This window comes from Enterococcus sp. AMC1252 (assembly GCF_058216515.1).
In genome coordinates this window covers 2,790,592-2,808,550 of record NZ_CM177097.1, presented here as the reverse complement: position 1 = coordinate 2,808,550, position 17,959 = coordinate 2,790,592, and the positions used below count along the sequence as shown (strand labels likewise).

The window sequence follows — 17,959 nt, the reverse complement described above, 5'->3', positions numbered from 1 at the left end:
AGTGTGGTAAAATCAACATATTGACATTTTAACGAATAATTCAATTTACATATGAAATGCAGAAAGTGAGTGAAACGAATGGCAAACAAACAACTAATTATTGCCGAAAAACCTAGTGTTGCAAAAGATTTAAGTAAAGTACTAGGGGCAAATCAAAAAAATAAAAGCTACTACGAAGGTCCAAATGTAATTGTAACTTGGGCCTTAGGACATCTGTTAGGCTTAAAAATGCCAGAGGATATCAATAAAGAATGGCAGTCTTGGCAAATGGAGACTCTACCGATGGTGCCAAAAAATCTAGGAATCAAACCATTGCCAAAAACTGGGCACCAATTAAAAGCCATCAAACAATTAGCGAATAGAAAAGATGTTACAGAAGCGGTCATTGCAACCGATGCGGGACGTGAAGGGGAGCTAGTTGCTCGTTGGATTTTAGAATATGTCCATTTTAACAAGCCAGTTAAGCGTCTTTGGATCTCCTCTCAAACAGATAAAGCCATTAAAGACGGTTTTAAAAAATTAAGACCTGCTAAAGAATATGACAACTTATATTATTCAGCTTTGGCTCGTGCAAAGGCAGACTGGCTAGTCGGTTTGAACGTCACTAGAGCGTTGACTGTGAAATATCAAGACAGCTTATCGGCTGGACGGGTACAAACGCCAACACTATCACTCGTTCGTCAACAAGAAAAGAAAATTGAAAGCTTTAGACCACAAACGTATTTTTCAGTAGAATTACAAGTTCAAAAAGAAAAAGCGAAGCTGGTTCAAAGTAATCCCTATGCATTTAAAGAACGAAATGATGTAGAAGTTTTCGTAAAAAAACTAAGTGAGGGTAAGGGGAAAGTAACTGATATTCAAGAAAAATCAAAAACAGAACAAGCGCCACTCCCATATGATTTAACTGAAATCCAAAGAGAAGCCAACCAACGCTATCAATTTTCAGCAAAGAAAACCTTATCATTGGTTCAAAGTCTCTATGAATTCCATAAAATCGTGACCTATCCAAGAACGGATAGTAAATATTTAACGACAGATATGAAAGCAACGATGAAAGAACGTTTACAAGCTGTCAGCGATTTTGCGCCAGAAGTTAAAACCTATATCAAAGAGGGAGGACAAGTCAAGTTGACAAAAGTTTTCCAAAACGAGAAAGTAACAGATCACCATGCCTTGATCCCAACTGAACAACGTCCACGTTATGAGAAGTTAAGTGGGGATGAACAAAAAATCTACAACATGATCGTTACTCGTTTCTTGGGAATGTTTGCTGAACCTCATCGTACAAAACAAACAAAAGTAACCGTGAATTTTGGCAAAGAACAATTTATTTTCCGTCAAAGCAAAGTGGAAGTTGCAGGATGGAAACAAGAAAAAGAAGAAGTGACGCCAAGCGTTGACTGGAAATTAGGGATGATCCTACCACCAAATTTCACTATCAATAAAGAGCTAACAGCACCACCAAAACCGTTGACCGAAGGAACACTGCTAGGTTTAATGGAAAAACATAGCTTAGGAACGCCAGCAACACGCGCTGAAATCATTGAAAAGCTAATTAAATCAGAATTGATGGAACGCACAACAAATGGCTTAAGTGTTTCACCAAAGGGCAAGCAATTGCTTGAATTGGTCAATCCCTCTTTAGTAACGCCAGAACTAACAGAAAAATGGGAAAAAACATTAGAAGCTATCGCGAAAGGGAAACAAAGTAGTACCGTTTTCCTAAAAGAAATCGAACAAGACACTAAAAAATTAGTCAACGAAATCAAACAAAGCGAAAGCAAATACCAAGATTTTTCCATCACACAAAAAAAATGCCCAGAATGTGGCTCAAATTTACGAGAGAAAAATACCAAAGACGGTAAAATCTATGTTTGTTCCAACCAAGATTGCAGCTATCGCCGTAGAAAAGATCCAAAAGTTTCCAATCACCGTTGTTCACAATGCCACCGTAAAATGGAAATCATTGATGGAAAGAATGGGGCATATTTCAAATGTAAATACTGCTCGATCACTGAAAAAATGCAAGATAAAAAAGAGCGCAACAAGAAACTTACCAAACATGAAGAGCGTAAGTTGATGAAGAAATATTCACAAAAAGAAGAACCAGAAGAAAGTGCCTTGGCACAAGCGCTTAAAGCTGCAATGAAACAAGATTAATTTTTAAACATGAACACTAGTCATCAAGCAACGTGATGATTGGTGTTTTTATGTAATCTATCATGAAACCGTTTGATTTCATGCTATAATTTAAACAAATACTAAATAGAGAAGAGTGGAAAACATATGGTTGTCAACAATGTACAAGAACAATTAGATGAAAAGTTCATGAAGCAAGCGCTAGAACTCGCTAAAGAAGCTGCTAAAAAAGGAAATGAACCATTTGGCGCATTACTCGTAAAAGACAATAAAGTTGTTTTAACTGGAGAAAATCAGATTCATACAGAAAGTGATCCAACCTATCATGCCGAATTAGGCATCATTCGTGATTTTTGCTCAAGTCAAAAGATAACAGATTTATCTGAATATACACTTTATACGAGTTGTGAACCATGCTGTATGTGTGCAGGAGCAATGGTTTGGAGTAGTTTGGGGAGAATGGTTTATAGTTTAGGACATGATGAGTTAGCTGAAATTGCTGGTTTTAACATTATGATCGGTAGTGAAGAGATTTTTTCAAAAAGTCCGAATAGACCAGAGGTTGCTAAGGGGGTATTAAAAGAAGCAGCAGTTCCTGTTTATGTCGATTATTTTCAAAAATAATAAGTAAGAATAAGAAATGGAAGAGATATAAAGATGAGGAAAAATGAATATTTAGCTTTAGTTGCGATGGAAGAATGTGCGGAAATCCAACAAGCTTTGTCAAAAGCAATCAGGTTTGGTTTTGATGATCACCATCCTTCTAGAGCAGATGAAACGAATGAAGAACAAATGCTGACAGAGTTCTACCAACTGACTGCGATGATCGAAGAATTACAGAAACACGGAATTATTGAAGGATTTACTCAAGAAAAAATAGAAAAAGTGAAGCAAAATAAAATAGAGAAAGTTTATAAATATATGGAATACTCAAAGGAAAATGGATTGTTAGAATAATGAACTACTCTTAATACTCTAGGTGCTAATTTATGATGGTTACAGGTGGTTGTTGAGAAAGTTAAGAAAACACTTTCGTCAAAGTATTTTTTTCGTAATCCATCGTTTAAATCAACTTTTCTTATTTTTCCGCAAGAACAAAGCAATATTTTGATGAAAAAACGGGAGAAACATTTGTAATTTACAATAAAAGGAGTATACTCTAAATTGGAATCATTCTAAATTTAATAAAAAGAGTTTCCACACACATATTGTATTTAGGTTTATTTTATTCTGGGTTTTGATTCATTTTGGCAGCACCAACCAACTGTGCAAATGAATAATTATTTTGGATAAAATCAGCTTATTCTTTTTGTGGAAACAGTAAAAACAAGGGGGATTATTGATGTTTGATATTGTAACATTAGCAAGATTCCAATTTGCCATGACGACAGTCTTTCATTACTTCTTCGTACCGTTTTCAATAGGATTAGCACTTGTTGTCGCAATCATGGAAACGATGTATGTCGTGAAAAAAGATGAACGTTATCGCAAAATGGCGAAATTTTGGGGCAACATTTTTCTATTAAGTTTTGCAGTAGGAGTCGTAACAGGAATTATTCAAGAATTCCAGTTCGGGATGAACTGGTCAGATTATTCACGCTTTGTTGGAGATATTTTTGGTGCTCCACTGGCAATTGAGGCTTTACTTGCATTCTTTTTAGAATCAACGTTCTTAGGTTTGTGGATTTTTACTTGGGATAAAGTAAGTCCTAAACTACATTTAACATTTATTTGGTTGGTCGTATTTGGTTCAATGATGTCTGCTTTTTGGATCTTAGCAGCAAATAGCTTTATGCAACATCCAGTTGGTTATACGCTGAACAATGGTCGTGCAGAGTTGATCGACTTTGGTGCAGTTATTGCCAATCCGAAAGTATGGTACGAATTTACTCACGTGTTAGCGGGTGCAATCGTAATGGGTGGTATGATCGTAGCTGGGCTAGCAGCGTTCCAAATCTTGAAAAAACGTGATATTAGCTTCCATAAAGTTTCTATGCGTATTGGATTGTGGGTTGCGCTATTTGGATCTTTAGGCGTGTTACTTGCTGGAGATTTACAAATGAAAGCTTTAATCGAAGGTCAACCGATGAAATTTGCAGCAATGGAAGGTTCTTATGAGGATTCTGGTGATCCGGCTGCATGGACTTTGATTGCTTGGGCTGATGAAGCAGAGCATAAACAAGTTTTTGGTATTCAAATACCATACGTATTAAGTATTCTATCGTACAATAGCCTTTCTGGTTCTGTTGATGGAATGGAGACAGCGAATAAAGAGTTGATTGAAAAATATGGAGATAGAAACTATTTCCCACCAGTAAATACTTTATTCTGGAGTTTTAGAATAATGGCTGGATTTGGCGTATTAATGTTATTAGTAGCCGCATTAGGATTGTTCTTTACTCGTAAGAAAAAACCATCGCTTTATGAAAAACGCTGGATGGTTTGGATCGTAGCGTTATGTACATTTGCTCCATTTATAGCGAATACAACAGGTTGGTTGATCACAGAGCTTGGCCGTTATCCTTGGACTGTTTACGGTTTATTCACAATTGAAGATAGCGTGTCTCCAAATGTATCTGTGGCTTCGTTATTAACATCGAATATTATTTACTTTATTTTATTTGCGGGTCTTGGGTCAGTGATGGTTTACTTAGTTACTGTCGAACTTAAAAAAGGACCAGATTATGAGGAAAAGAAATTAGCAGAGGCGAACTCTACTGATGTAGATCCATTTGATAAGGAGGTCTTTGGCGAATGAGTACGTTACAATTACTTTGGTTTGTACTGATTGGTATTTTATTCTCAGGCTTCTTCTTCTTAGAAGGTTTTGACTTTGGCGTGGGTATGTCGGTTCAAACATTAGCTCATGATGAAGAAGAAAAAGAACAAATCATCCAGACGATTGGACCGGTTTGGGATGGTAATGAAGTATGGTTATTAACAGCGGGTGGAGCGATGTTTGCTTCTTTCCCATACTGGTATGCTTCATTGTTTAGTGGTTTTTACTTGATTTTGTTTATTATTTTAGTGGGTTTGATCATTCGTGGTGTTTCGTTTGAATTCCGTCACCGTATGCCAGATGGCAAACGTCGCAGAATGTGGAACTGGACATTATCGATCGGTAGCTTTATCGTACCATTTTTCTTTGGTGTCTTATTCATCAGCATGGTACAAGGAATGCCGCTTGATAAAGATGGCAACATGATGGCTTCATTTACAGATTACATTAACGTATTTTCTGTTGTAGGTGGAGTGGCATTGACATTATTGTGTTATTTGCATGGATTAAACTACATTACGCTTAAAACAGAAGGTCCAGTAAGAGAGCGTGCACGTAATTATGCATCATTCTTCTATTGGGTTTTATATGTCGGCTTAGTTGTGTTTGCCGCATTGTTGTACTTTAAAACTGATTTCTTTGATAATCACTTCGTAGTAACATTATTATTGGTAGTAGGGATCGTTGCATTGACAGTGGTTGCTAATGTAAGTGTCTTTAAGAAAAAAGAAATGTTGGCATTTATCGCTAGCGGGTTGACATTGATTCTTTTAGTTGCTTTACTATTCAGTGGTTTATTCCCACGTGTGATGATCGGTAGTGAGGGTTATTATGATATCTTGATCAAAGATGCTTCAAGTTCTCCTTATACACTGAAAACAATGACATGGTTATCGTTAACGATCTTACCGTTTGTATTAGCCTATACAGGTTGGTCTTATTATGTCTTTAGAAAACGTATCAAACATCCGGCTATTGCAGCTGCGGGGTATGAAGGATGATCGATAAAGCCATCTTAAAAATGCCGAAAATCAAAAATATTATGATCTTGCTTGCAGGTTTTTCTTTCCTGCAAGCAGTATTTATTATAGGACAAGCATTTTATTTATCTAAAGCCGTTGTTGGGTTATGGGAAGGTGGTCATTTACGTGATCAGCTATTGAATATTTTGGTGTTCTTTTTGTTTTACATTGGCAGACATGTGGTGACGTATCTTCGTGAGAGAATGTTAGATAGCTTTAGTTATGATCGTTCTCGTGAATTAAGAGAGGCTTTGTTACAAAAAGTTTTCCGCTTAGGACCAACTGTGGTTCAAAAAAACGGAACAGGCAATATGATCACGATGGCACTGGAAGGAATCAGTCAAACGGAAAATTATCTTCACTTGATTTTGATGAAAATCATGAATATGATGATCATTCCATGGATCATTTTGCTTTTTGTTTTTACATTAGATATTCGTTCTGGCATCGTTTTACTAGTTGTATTTCCCATGATTATTATTTTTATGATCATTTTAGGGTATGCGGCTCAAAGTAAAGCAGATAAACAATATAAAGCATTTCAGATATTATCAAATCACTTTATCGACTCTTTACGAGGCTTAGATACATTGAAATTATTTGGATTGAGTAAAAAGTATGCGGGCAGTATTTATAACACAAGTGAACGTTTTAGAGAAGCAACGATGAGTACGCTGAAAATTGCGATTTTATCCACATTTGCATTAGACTTTTTCACAACATTATCAGTTGCTGTCGTAGCGGTGTTTTTGGGGTTGAGTTTGTTAGAAGGTGGGATTTTACTATTTCCTGCGTTGACGACCTTGATTTTGGCCCCCGAGTTTTTCTTACCAGTTCGCGATTTTGCGAGTGACTACCATGCGACATTAGATGGCAAAAATTCATTTCAGGCAATCCAAGCCGTTTTAGATTTACCAGAAATGTCTGACACGGACCGTCTTACTTTAGGCGATTGGACATCATTGAGTGAATTATCTGCTGAACAATTGACATTCCAATATGAAGAAGCAACGCAATCCGCATTAAAAGGATTGGATTTTAAAGCAAAAGGGTACCAAAAAATCGGGATCATTGGCGCTAGTGGTTCAGGAAAATCAACCTTGATCAATGTATTGAGCGGATTTTTAGAGCCAAACACTGAGATGACAGAGATCGAAGTTGATGGGCAATCAATCCCCCACTTTTTACAAACAGATTGGCAAAAACAAGTACTCTATATTCCGCAGTCTCCGTATATATTCCAAGACACCCTAGCAAATAATGTTCGTTTTTATACGCCAGAAGCAACAGATGAACAAGTAATGGCTGCTGTTCAGTTAGTAGGATTAGAAACGCTCATAGCGGGCCTAAGAGACGGTATAAACACAGTGATTGGTGAAAGTGGGAGAATGTTAAGCGGCGGACAAGCACAGCGTGTGGCGCTTGCTAGAGCCTTTTTAGATCAAGACCGTCGGATTTTGCTATTTGATGAACCGACTGCTCACTTAGATATTGAAACAGAAGTAGAGTTAAAAGAGAGAATGCTTCCGTTGATGGAAGATCATCTTGTCTTTTTTGCAACTCACAGATTACACTGGATGGCAGAAATGGACTATATTCTAGTGATGGATAAAGGCCGGCTAGTTGAAGCTGGAACCCTAGCCGAGTTGACCGAGAAAAATGGTTACTATGTAAAATTAGTGAATCAGATGAGGGGGACAGAATAATGGAAAATACCCCAACAAATAAAGAATTATATGAAAAAGATCAATGGGTCAAACCATTCTTGAAAAAGTATAAAGGCTTATTGTATCTAGCGTTGATTTTAGGTTTTTTGACTTTTTTCAGTGCGGGAGCGTTGATGTTTAACTCAGGTTATTTAATTAGCCGAGCAGCGTCGCTTCCTGAAAATATTTTGATGATCTATATCCCAATCGTTTTAACTCGTGCGTTTGGGATCAGTCGTCCAGTTTTCCGATATATTGAGCGTTTAGTTAGTCATAACTGGGTTTTGAAAATGACATCAGACTTACGTTTGAAACTTTATATGGTTTTAGAAAAAGATGCAATTTTCTTTAAATCAAAATACCAAACAGGCGATATTTTAGGCTTGTTGTCAGAAGATATCAATCACTTGCAGAATTTGTATCTGCGGACGATTTTCCCAACGGTGATTGCTTGGTTGCTATACATCTTTATCATTATTGGACTTGGTTTGTTTTCGTGGTGGTTTGGTTTATGTATGTTATTGATGCTAGGTGTCGTGATATTCCTATTACCATTGCTCTCAGTTTTAGTAAATGGTGCCAGACAAGAGAAGCAAAAAGTTTCTAAAAACGAATTATATAAAACATTGACAGATAATATTTTAGGTGTTTCTGATTGGGTGTTTAGTCAACGTGGACAAGAATTTGTTCATTCATATGAAGAAGAAGAAGCAAAATTACGTCGATTGGATGAACAAATCAAACGGTTTAATCGTGTCCGTGATTTTGTATTGCAAGTAGCTTTTGGTGTTATTACTGTAGCGATTTTGGCATGGACGAGTGTTCGTTTCCCAGGGAATCACGGTGGTGCAGCTAACTGGATCGCTGCATTTACTCTCACAGTTTTTCCATTAATCGATGCTTTTGCGCCGCTACCTGATGCGGCACAGGAAACAAATATTTACAAAGATTCTATCAAACGGTTAAATGATCTACCAGAACCAGAAGAAATAAAAGGTACGTCGAAAAAATTAACGATTACAGATACACAAATCAATATTAGTGATGTATCATTTTCTTATGAAGGAACATCTAAGCATGTTTTGGAAGAGCTGAATCTGACGATCCGTCCAAAAGAAAAATTAGCAATTTTAGGTCGTAGTGGTTCGGGTAAAAGTACACTGGCAACACTGATTCGTGGTGACTTGCGTCCTGATGAAGGAATCATTACTTTAGGCGGGATTCCAACTTATGAATTTGGCGATCAAATCACGAATTCAATCGGTGTGATCCATCAAGCACCTTATCTGTTTAGAACAACGATTCTAAATAATGTTCGAATTGGGCGAGAAGAAGCATCTGAAGAAGAAGTTTGGCAAGTGTTGGATAAAGTTGGTTTAAAAGAAATGATTGAAGGTTTACCAGAAGGTTTGTTGACAATGGTAGATGAAGCTGGATTGCGTTTTTCTGGCGGCGAACGTCATCGTTTGGCATTGGCACGTATTTTACTTCAAGATACGCCAATTGTGTTACTGGATGAACCAACGACAGGACTTGATCCTATCACGGAGCAGCAACTACTCGATACCTTTTTTGAAACACTTGAAGAGAAAACGATTATCTGGATCACGCACCACTTACAAGGAGTCCATATGATGGATCGAGTGATTTTTATTGAAGATGGTCAGTTGGAAATGAGTGGCTCACCAGAAGAGTTATTAGCAAGCAATCTACATTATCAACAACTCTATGCAATCGATCGAGGCATGAATAAGGTTTGATTATTTGACGAAAGTATTACGTATTGAATAAAATAAAAAAGCTGAGGCAAAATTCCATGAACTTTGCCTCAAGCTTTAAAAATTGAATTGATTGTTAGAAGGATCGTTGCAGTAATAATTCTGTCAATAAGGTTAATTGTTCTTTACCTAAACAATCCGGAAGTTTTTCAATATCTACTAAGGCTTTTTCAGTTACTCGTTTAGCAAAAGTTTTAGCATCATTGACACCGTCTAATTCATGAACAAGTTGAGAAGTTTCAATCGCTTGTTCCGCTGTAATATCAGCGCCTTTTTCTAGATAAACAGAAAAACGTTCAGGTGCTTTTTGCATCGCAAAGATCAAAGGCAAGGTGTAGACGCCTTGTGCTAAGTCTTCTAAAACAGGTTTTTTCAACGTTTTTACATCAGCTGTATAATCTAGGATGTCATCATAAACTTGAAAAGCGATCCCGATGTGCCGACCAATGCGTCTTGCTAAACGTTGTGCCTCAGAAGAAGCAAAACCAAAATGGGCTCCTTCAAGACAGCTTAAAGAAAATAATTCAGCCGTTTTTCCATTGACGCTGCGGAGATAATCAGAAACCGTCATGTCTTTTTTATAGCGTGTATGCATTTGATCTAATTCGCCAAGTAATAATCGTTTCATTGCTTGAGCATTTGTATGTAAGAAATCAGAGCCGTTCATTGTATCTGCGAGTAATTCAAAAAATTCAGTGAATAATAGGTCACCTGTATAAACAGCGATATCTTTACCATAGCGAGATTGGATCGTTATATTACCTCTGCGAAGAGGTGAATCATCAATGATATCATCATGTACAAGAGTTGCCATATGCAAGATTTCAATTGAAGCGGCAATCTTGATTAGTTGTTTAGGGTCTTGTTTTTGTTCATCACCAATTTGTGCAAACAAAAAAAAGAATGCTGGGCGTAGTAATTTCCCACCTGAATCCGTGAGCTCGATCAAAGCGGCTTCAATTTCTTTGTTTCGTATTTTAACTTGATGTCGGATCAATTCACAAGTTTCATTTAATTGTTGTTGGATAATGGGAAATTCTTTCCAAAAATCATTCATAACATAATAGTCCTTTCAATAGTTCAATACTATTGATTGTATACGATATTGGTAAAGAAATACAAGCAAATTATTCTGTGAGCATAAAACTAAATATTGTCAGGAGAGAAGAGTATAATTTGAGTAGAGAAATTTTTTTTGAATTAGTCGAACTAAAAGCTAAGACAGCCAGTGTTTTACCCTTTCTTTTAGGGATTTGTTTTAGTTGGTATCATTATGGGAAATTACAGTTGTTTTATGTCCTTATTTATTTTATTGCGATGTTTATTTTTAATATGGCTGTTGATATTTTAGATAATTATAATGATTACCATCATGCTAAAGAAGGGCATGATTACAAAGAAAAAACTAATATTATTGGGCGAGAAAACTTATCACTTAAAATGATTCGTCGTTGGATCATTTGGATGGTGGCAATTTCCGCATTGATGGGCATTGGTCTAGCTACGATTGTTGGTTGGCCATTATTATGGATGGGTTTATACTGTTACTTAATTGGAATCTTTTACTCTTCTGGACCTAAACCATTATCAAGTTTGCCTTTGGGGGAAGTTTTTTCTGGATTTACGATGGGTTTTATGATTATGCTAATCTGCGTTTATATCAATACGTTTGACTCTTTTCAGTGGACAATGAGTAATCTGGGCAGTATCTTTTTAGTGTCATTGCCTAATACTTGTCTGATCGCTAATTTAATGTTGGCCAATAATATTTGTGATTTAGAAGAAGACGAGAAGAATCATCGTTTTACATTGGTTCATTATTTAGGGAAGAAAACCTCAATTGCTCTGTTTGTCGGATTGATCGTGACTGCCTTTACAGCAGTTATTTTGGGTGTTTTTTTAGGTTTAACACCGATTACGATGCTCTTGACTCTTTTGATTGTGCCCTTTATTTGGAAGCAAACAAAGCTATTTTTACAGGAACAAGTCAAGACAAAAACATTTATTTGCGCCATAAGAATTTTAGCAGTGGGCGCACTGGCACAAGTTGTATTTTTTGCCATAGGATTGTGGCTTAAATAATAAAATAAAAAGGTTAAGAGGGGATTTAAATGAGTAAGCACGTCGTTATTTTGGGCGCTGGCTATGCCGGTTTAAGAGCGCTCCATGAGTTACAAAGAGGCAACAATGAGTTGAAAATTACATTGGTCGATCAAAATGATTATCACTTTGAAGCAACAGATATCCATGAAGTTGCAGCGGGCATCCAAACATCGGAAAGAATCACGTATCCGATCAAAGATGTTGTAAAATCAGCATGTACGACTTTTGTACAAGGTAGAGTGGAAAAAATCGATAGTGAAAACCAACGGGTTCATTTGAAAGATCAAGAAGCGATTTCTTATGATTATTTGATCGTTGCATTAGGGTACGAGTCAGAATCGTTTGGCATACCTGGTGTTGAAGAGTTTTCATTAAAAATGGTCGATATCCCGACATCAGAAAAAGTTTATCAACATCTAACAGAACAGATGGAAGCCTATAAAGAAACGAAAGACGAAAATTGTCTGAAAATCGTTGTTTGCGGAGCTGGTTTTACTGGAATTGAATTATTAGGTTCGCTACATGAAGGAAAGAAAAAACTTGCTGCGATTGCAGGTGTTGAACCTGAAAAAATCCAATTATACTGTGTTGAAGCGGTGACTCGTTTATTGCCAATGTTTAGTGAGAAACTTGGTAGTTACGGTATTGATCATTTGAAAAAATGGGGTGTCAATTTCTTAGTTGGTAAACCAATCAAAGAGATCAAACAAGATACAGTTGTTTATTTAGATAATCAAGAAACGAATGAATTAAATGAATTGAAAGCTAAAACAATTATTTGGACAACTGGTGTTAGTGGTAGTCACGTTGTTGGCGATTCTGGTTTTGCAGCTAAACGCGGACGTGTGATGGTTAACCCTGATTTAACAGATGCAGATCACAGTAATGTTTATATTATTGGAGACTGCTCTGCTGTGATGGATAAAGAGTCAAATCGCCCTTATCCAACAACTGCACAAATTTCACTTAAAATGGGTGAGCATGCAGGTAAAAATATCAAAGCGCAATTAAAAGGGGAATCAACGAAAGAATTTACCTTTAAATCATTAGGTTCTGTTGCTTCAATCGGTAACAGTCATGCCTTTGGTGAAGTTGGAAAAATGGAAGTTAAAGGCTACCCAGCTTCTGTTATTAAAAAAGTGATCATGGATCGCTCATTATTTGAAACAGGTGGAATCAAAGAAATGTTAGCAAAAGGTCGTTTTGACTTTTACCGTTAAAAATTAATACAAGCAAGAGCTATGATAGATTCACAGTAGAGAGTTATTTTGAAATGACAGAAAGTCAGCGGCTGATGGAAGTTGACCAAAATAACTACTTGAATTACAAATCTGGAGCGAAATAGTCTATTCGGGTAAGATCCGTTAGCGTCTTTTGAGTGGAGATTATTTTTAATTTCAACTATGGGTGGTACCGCGTGTATGTATGCGTACGAGACAAAATAATTTTTTTGTTTCCGACGTTTATTCGTCCCTGACAGTCTTTTTCTGATTGTCAGGGATTTTTTTGTATTTAACCATTAAATTTATAAGAAGAATGAGGAAAGTAAATGAAGAAAGAATTAAGTGTAAAAGAAGCGTTACTTGTATTTTTGTCATTATTATTGATTATTAGTGTTTGTGTAATCGGAGTTGGGATGAGCCCAATTTTTCCAGTCTTATGTGCATTAGGTTTGTTGATTGGTTGGAGTAAGTGGCGTGGTGCTTCTTGGGATAAAATTCATGAAGGAATCATCGAAGGGGTCAAAACTGGGATTGTGCCGATGGTCATTTTTATTTTGATTGGTGCTTTGATTGCGGTTTGGATTGCAAGTGGCGTTATTCCGACGATGATGTATGCAGGTTTTTCAGTTATCAGCATAAAAATCTTTTTACCTTCAGCTTTTGTTAGTTGTGCTGTTGTAGGGATATCGATCGGAAGTGCATTTACAACCGTTTCAACGATTGGTTTAGCTTTGATGGGGATGGGAATCTCAATGGGTTTTAACTCTGCTATACTAGCTGGGGCAATTATTTCAGGTGCTGTTTTTGGTGATAAAATGTCCCCCCTTTCGGATACGACAAATTTAGCATCCGCAGTTGCTGGAGCAGATTTATTTAAGCATATTAGAAACATGATGTGGACAACAATTCCGGCTTTTGTTATTTCGTTTATCTTATACGCAGTACTTGGATTTCAAACGAAGACTGGTCAGACCGATTTAGAAACGAAACAGTTTTTAGAAGTGTTGCAAGATAACTTTGCTATTAGTTGGTGGGCGTTATTACCTATTTTATTACTTGTTTTTTGTTCGATCAAACGAGTACCGGCAATTGCTTCATTATTAGTGACAATCTTAGTTTCTAGTGTGATGTATATGATTCAAACACAAAATGTTGATTTGAAACAATTAAGCACTATTTTAGAAAATGGTTTTGTCTCAGAGACAGGGATGGAGCAAATCGATGCGTTGTTGACTAGAGGGGGTATTCAAAGTATGATGTGGTCGGTGTCACTGATTCTACTAACCTTGTCACTAGGCGGATTGTTAATGAAAATGGATGTAATCACAGTTCTAATGGCGCCGCTTGCTCATAAATTGAAATCAACAGGAAGTTTGGTTGCTGCAACAGTATTTAGTGGGGCTTTGGCCAATTTAATGATTGGTGAGCAGTATTTGTCGATTATTCTTCCAGGGCGTGCCTTTAAAGAGAGCTATGACAAAGCAAAACTTGCCCCAGAAGTTCTTTCTAGAGCACTAGAAGATTCTGGAACTGTCTTAAATTCACTGATTCCATGGGGGGTAAGTGGTGTATTTATGGCAAGTACCCTACAAGTTTCTACATTGGCCTACGCGCCGTTTAGCTTCTTTATCTTATTATGCCCGATATTGTCGATACTTTCAGGGATAACAGGTATTGGTATCCATAGACAAGCACCTAGTGAAACAGTCAATTAAAAGAGGGCTTTTTGTTTAAAATCATTAAAATTTTAAGAGAAACAATGGGGGTACTTTTGTTCGGCTCGATTTTTAGGTATAATGGATACTGATTGAAAAGAGGGATGTTACATGGCACAAAAACGGAAAAGTGCGAAAAAGAAAAAAACAAAAAAACAACAACAGCAACAAGAACATCTTAATTTCATTTTTCTCGGTATCTTTTTTATCTTCTTCGGATTATTCGGACTATTAAAATTAGGATTTCTTGGGACTTTGATTGCCAATGGGTTACGTGTAGTGATAGGAAATACATTTTCAGTAGCAGCTGTTTTACTTATGCTTTATGGTCTTTCTTTAGTTATTTTTGGGAAAGAGTTTCCTATCAAAAAGAGCCGGCCGATAATCGGCGGAATAGTTGCTTACGTAGGTGTATTGCTATTTCTACATGCCTACATGTTTCGTAATGTAGGGACACAAACCCCAGATATTATGGGAACGACATGGGAATTTCTTAGAATGGATTTAAAAGCTAGTACCGTAGCTCAAAATGTCGGTGGTGGCATGATTGGTGCGGCACTGTACAGTTTTACTTTCTTTCTAGTTGCTCAGTTTGGTAGTTATTTGATTGCTGGATTATTCATAGTGGTCGGTGTATTTTTAATGAGTATGCTCGATTTCCAGCAAGTGATGAATGGATTACAGATCGTTCAAGAAAAAATTGGACATCTAACTGTTAGAAGCGGTGAACGACAAGCAGAAAAAGAAGCGAGACGTGCAGAAAAACGTGCAGCCAAACAAGCTCAGATGGAACAAATGGCTCAAGAACGTTTGAAAAACGATGTACGTGAGTTAACGCCTGGCGAAAAATTAGCCCAAGAAGCATGGGAACAAGAAGAAAAAGAAATGCAGGAACCAGAACAGTTGACACTAGTTCCAATCGACAGTTTTCAAAGTCAAGCTGAAGCACAACCTGTTCAACAAAAAATAGTTGCTGAACCAGAAATGGATGAAGGCGGCGAACTAGACTTTGAAATTTCAGAAGAAGCGGAAGATCGTGACTACGAACTTCCACCTTCAACATTATTAGATTCGATTCCGTCTGCCGATCAAAGTGGAGAATATCAAAAAATCGAAAAAAATATTGGCGTGTTAGAACAAACATTCAAAAGTTTTGGAGTTGACGCTAAAGTAGTCAAAGCAAGTCTTGGTCCTGCTGTTACAAAATTTGAAATTCAACCGGCAGTAGGGGTGAAAGTAAGCAAGGTCGTTAGCTTGACCGATGATATTGCTTTAGCACTCGCTGCCAAAGATGTACGGATGGAAGCGCCGATTCCTGGGAAATCATTGATTGGGATCGAAGTACCAAATAGCACTGTGAGTACTGTTTCATTTAGAGATATTATTGAAGCACAACCAAGCCATCCAGACAAATTATTGGAAGTGCCGCTTGGACGAGATATTTCTGGAATGGTTCAATCAGCAGATTTAGCAAAAATGCCACATTTACTAATTGCCGGATCAACTGGTAGTGGGAAATCTGTTGCAATCAATGGGATTATTTCTAGTATTTTAATGAGAGCAAAACCTCATGAAGTAAAGCTAATGATGATTGACCCAAAAATGGTGGAGCTGAATGTCTATAATGGTATTCCACATTTATTGACACCAGTGGTTACTAATCCTCGAAAAGCTGCTCAAGCTTTGCAAAAAGTTGTTCAAGAAATGGAATTTCGTTATGAGAAATTTGCAGCAACTGGGGTTCGTAATATTTCTGGTTATAATGAATTAGTGATTCAAAAGAATCTGGAAGATGGAGAAAATCGTCCAATCTTACCGTTTATTGTCGTAATCGTAGATGAATTAGCTGACTTGATGATGGTCGCAAGTAACGAAGTAGAAGATGCGATCATTCGCTTAGCTCAAATGGCTCGAGCAGCTGGAATTCATATGATCTTAGCAACGCAGCGTCCAAGTGTGGACGTTATTACTGGGATCATCAAAGCAAACGTCCCTTCAAGAATGGCCTTTGCAGTTTCAAGTGGAACAGATTCACGAACAATTATTGACAGTAATGGAGCGGAAAAGCTTTTAGGACGTGGCGATATGTTATTCTTGCCGATGGGTGAGAATAAACCAATCCGAGTTCAAGGTGCCTTTATTTCCGATCATGAGGTCGAACGAATCGTCTCATTTGTAACAGAACAGCAAGAAGCTGACTATCAAGAAAATATGATGCCAACAGAAGAAACCACTGGTGGCAGTAATGAAGCCTCGCAAGACGAATTATATGAAGAAGCCAAAGCATTAGTTGTAGAAATGCAAACAGCTAGTATTTCTTTACTACAAAGACGTTTTAGAATTGGGTATAATCGCGCGGCGCGCTTGGTCGATGAATTAGAGGATCACGGTGTAATAGGGCCATCTGAAGGAAGTAAACCAAGAAAAGTATTTCTTGAGCCAGAATCAGAAGATATGCCTCTAGATCAAGGTCCTGAATAAAAATATTTACCAAAGGGAATGGAGTAAGCTGAGAAGCCTGCTCCATTTTTGCTTGGTTAGCCAAGTGCATATAGTATATTTGTTCTACTTCTCAAAATAGGTTTTCGATAAATGGAATCTTTGGTATAATGTACGAAATACTATTAGATAGACAGAAGGAAAGTTGAATTAAATCATAAATACGATTAGAATTAGGATAATCTAAATGAATAACTAATAATTTTAAATGAAACGATAGACAAATAAAGAGTATAAGGATGGAGCAAATGAGAAGAAAAAGCGTATTATATTTAGATGTAGCGGAGCAAATCAAAGCAGATATCATGAATGGTACATATCCTGTGGGTTCACTATTACCCACAGAAGCAGAACTTGAGCAATTATTTGATGTGAGTAAAATTACTGTTCGTCGTGCAATCGAGTTACTATCATCAGAAGAATTGGTAGAGAAAAAAAGTGGCAAAGGAACCACAGTTTTAAGTAATCGCCCCTACAATAGATTATCAAAAGCAGGTACATTTACAGAATATTTAAATGATTCGGGACAAAAAGTAGCAAAGAAAATTTTAAAGCTAGAGACGGTTAGGTTAGACTCTACTTCTCTTATTTATTCGTGTCTTGGAGAAAAGGCAGTCAAGGTCTCACGATTATACACACTAGATGATCAGCCTTACATCTATTTTAATTATTATCTACCTACTATATTAGGAGATGTTCCATTAGAAGATTTTGAACAGGAATCGTTATATCGATTGATGGATCAGCACGGAATAGAAATCATAAAGTTTGAAGATAGTTTTCAAACAGTTGAATTGACTACAGAACAGCAACAAATTTTGACTACTTCTGAAAAGAATGGGTTAAAGAGAGTTCGTAAATCAATTGGTATTTCTGGGAAAGTGGTTGAGTATTCTGAAGCAATCTATAATACAGCTCTTTACCCTTATGTAATTGAATATGAAGCATAAAGAAATAACAGGTTACTTACAAAAGTGTAAGCAATCTGTTATTTT

The 17,959-nt window shown here is 36.9% G+C and carries 13 protein-coding genes; 12 read left to right on the top strand and 1 reads right to left on the bottom strand.

Annotated elements, in window-relative coordinates:
* Positions 1-78: 78 nt before the first annotated feature.
* The 7 genes from AC4BB5_RS13285 (at position 79) to cydC (ending at position 9,406) form a co-directional block, all read left to right on the top strand.
* Positions 79-2,160, top strand: coding sequence for a DNA topoisomerase III (locus AC4BB5_RS13285; protein ID WP_490456597.1), 2,082 nt, complete (start codon positions 79-81; stop codon positions 2,158-2,160).
* Between the two features lie 126 nt (positions 2,161-2,286).
* Positions 2,287-2,763, top strand: a complete 477-nt coding sequence (locus AC4BB5_RS13280; RefSeq protein WP_490456596.1) for a nucleoside deaminase — start codon at positions 2,287-2,289, stop codon at positions 2,761-2,763.
* A gap of 33 nt (positions 2,764-2,796) precedes the next feature.
* Entirely contained in the window at positions 2,797-3,096 is a 300-nt protein-coding gene (locus AC4BB5_RS13275; RefSeq protein WP_490456595.1) for a nucleoside triphosphate pyrophosphohydrolase family protein, read from the top strand.
* Positions 3,097-3,481: 385 nt separating this feature from the next.
* Positions 3,482-4,897, top strand: coding sequence for a cytochrome ubiquinol oxidase subunit I (locus tag AC4BB5_RS13270; RefSeq protein ID WP_490456594.1), 1,416 nt, complete (start codon positions 3,482-3,484; stop codon positions 4,895-4,897).
* Positions 4,894-5,919 (top strand): cytochrome d ubiquinol oxidase subunit II, encoded by a 1,026-nt coding sequence (gene cydB, locus AC4BB5_RS13265; protein WP_490456593.1) that lies wholly within the window; start codon positions 4,894-4,896, stop codon positions 5,917-5,919. The genes AC4BB5_RS13270 and cydB overlap by 4 nt, the downstream gene beginning before the upstream one ends.
* A complete protein-coding gene (gene cydD / locus AC4BB5_RS13260) occupies positions 5,916-7,646 on the top strand; it encodes a thiol reductant ABC exporter subunit CydD (RefSeq protein WP_490456592.1) in 1,731 nt (576 codons plus the stop codon). The genes cydB and cydD overlap by 4 nt, the downstream gene beginning before the upstream one ends.
* Positions 7,646-9,406 carry a thiol reductant ABC exporter subunit CydC gene (gene cydC / locus AC4BB5_RS13255; RefSeq protein WP_490456591.1) on the top strand — a complete coding sequence of 587 codons (1,761 nt, stop codon included), beginning with the start codon at positions 7,646-7,648 and terminating at the stop codon, positions 9,404-9,406. Before cydD ends, cydC begins: the two co-directional genes overlap by 1 nt.
* A gap of 94 nt (positions 9,407-9,500) precedes the next feature.
* Here cydC and AC4BB5_RS13250 read toward each other — a convergent pair whose 3' ends face one another.
* Positions 9,501-10,481 carry a polyprenyl synthetase family protein gene (locus AC4BB5_RS13250; protein ID WP_490456590.1) on the bottom strand — a complete coding sequence of 327 codons (981 nt, stop codon included), beginning with the start codon at positions 10,479-10,481 and terminating at the stop codon, positions 9,501-9,503.
* A gap of 119 nt (positions 10,482-10,600) precedes the next feature.
* Between AC4BB5_RS13250 and AC4BB5_RS13245 the strand changes: the two genes are divergently transcribed.
* The 5 genes from AC4BB5_RS13245 to AC4BB5_RS13225 all read left to right on the top strand — a co-directional run bounded on the left by AC4BB5_RS13245 (position 10,601) and on the right by AC4BB5_RS13225 (position 17,914).
* The gene (locus tag AC4BB5_RS13245) at positions 10,601-11,506 is read left to right on the top strand and encodes a prenyltransferase (RefSeq protein WP_490456589.1); all 906 of its coding nucleotides are present in this window, start codon (positions 10,601-10,603) and stop codon (positions 11,504-11,506) included.
* A gap of 29 nt (positions 11,507-11,535) precedes the next feature.
* On the top strand, positions 11,536-12,747 hold the full coding sequence (locus tag AC4BB5_RS13240; protein WP_490456588.1) for an NAD(P)/FAD-dependent oxidoreductase: 1,212 nt from the start codon (positions 11,536-11,538) through the stop codon (positions 12,745-12,747).
* 329 nt (positions 12,748-13,076) lie between these two features.
* Complete coding sequence (nhaC, locus tag AC4BB5_RS13235) at positions 13,077-14,465, top strand: Na+/H+ antiporter NhaC (protein WP_490456587.1); 1,389 nt, start codon at positions 13,077-13,079, stop codon at positions 14,463-14,465.
* Positions 14,466-14,576: 111 nt separating this feature from the next.
* Positions 14,577-16,946: a DNA translocase FtsK gene (locus AC4BB5_RS13230; protein ID WP_490456586.1), complete on the top strand. Its 2,370-nt coding sequence runs from the start codon at positions 14,577-14,579 to the stop codon at positions 16,944-16,946.
* A 266-nt stretch (positions 16,947-17,212) separates the two neighbouring features.
* On the top strand, positions 17,213-17,914 hold the full coding sequence (locus AC4BB5_RS13225; RefSeq protein ID WP_490456585.1) for a GntR family transcriptional regulator: 702 nt from the start codon (positions 17,213-17,215) through the stop codon (positions 17,912-17,914).
* The last annotated feature ends 45 nt before the right edge of the window (positions 17,915-17,959 follow it).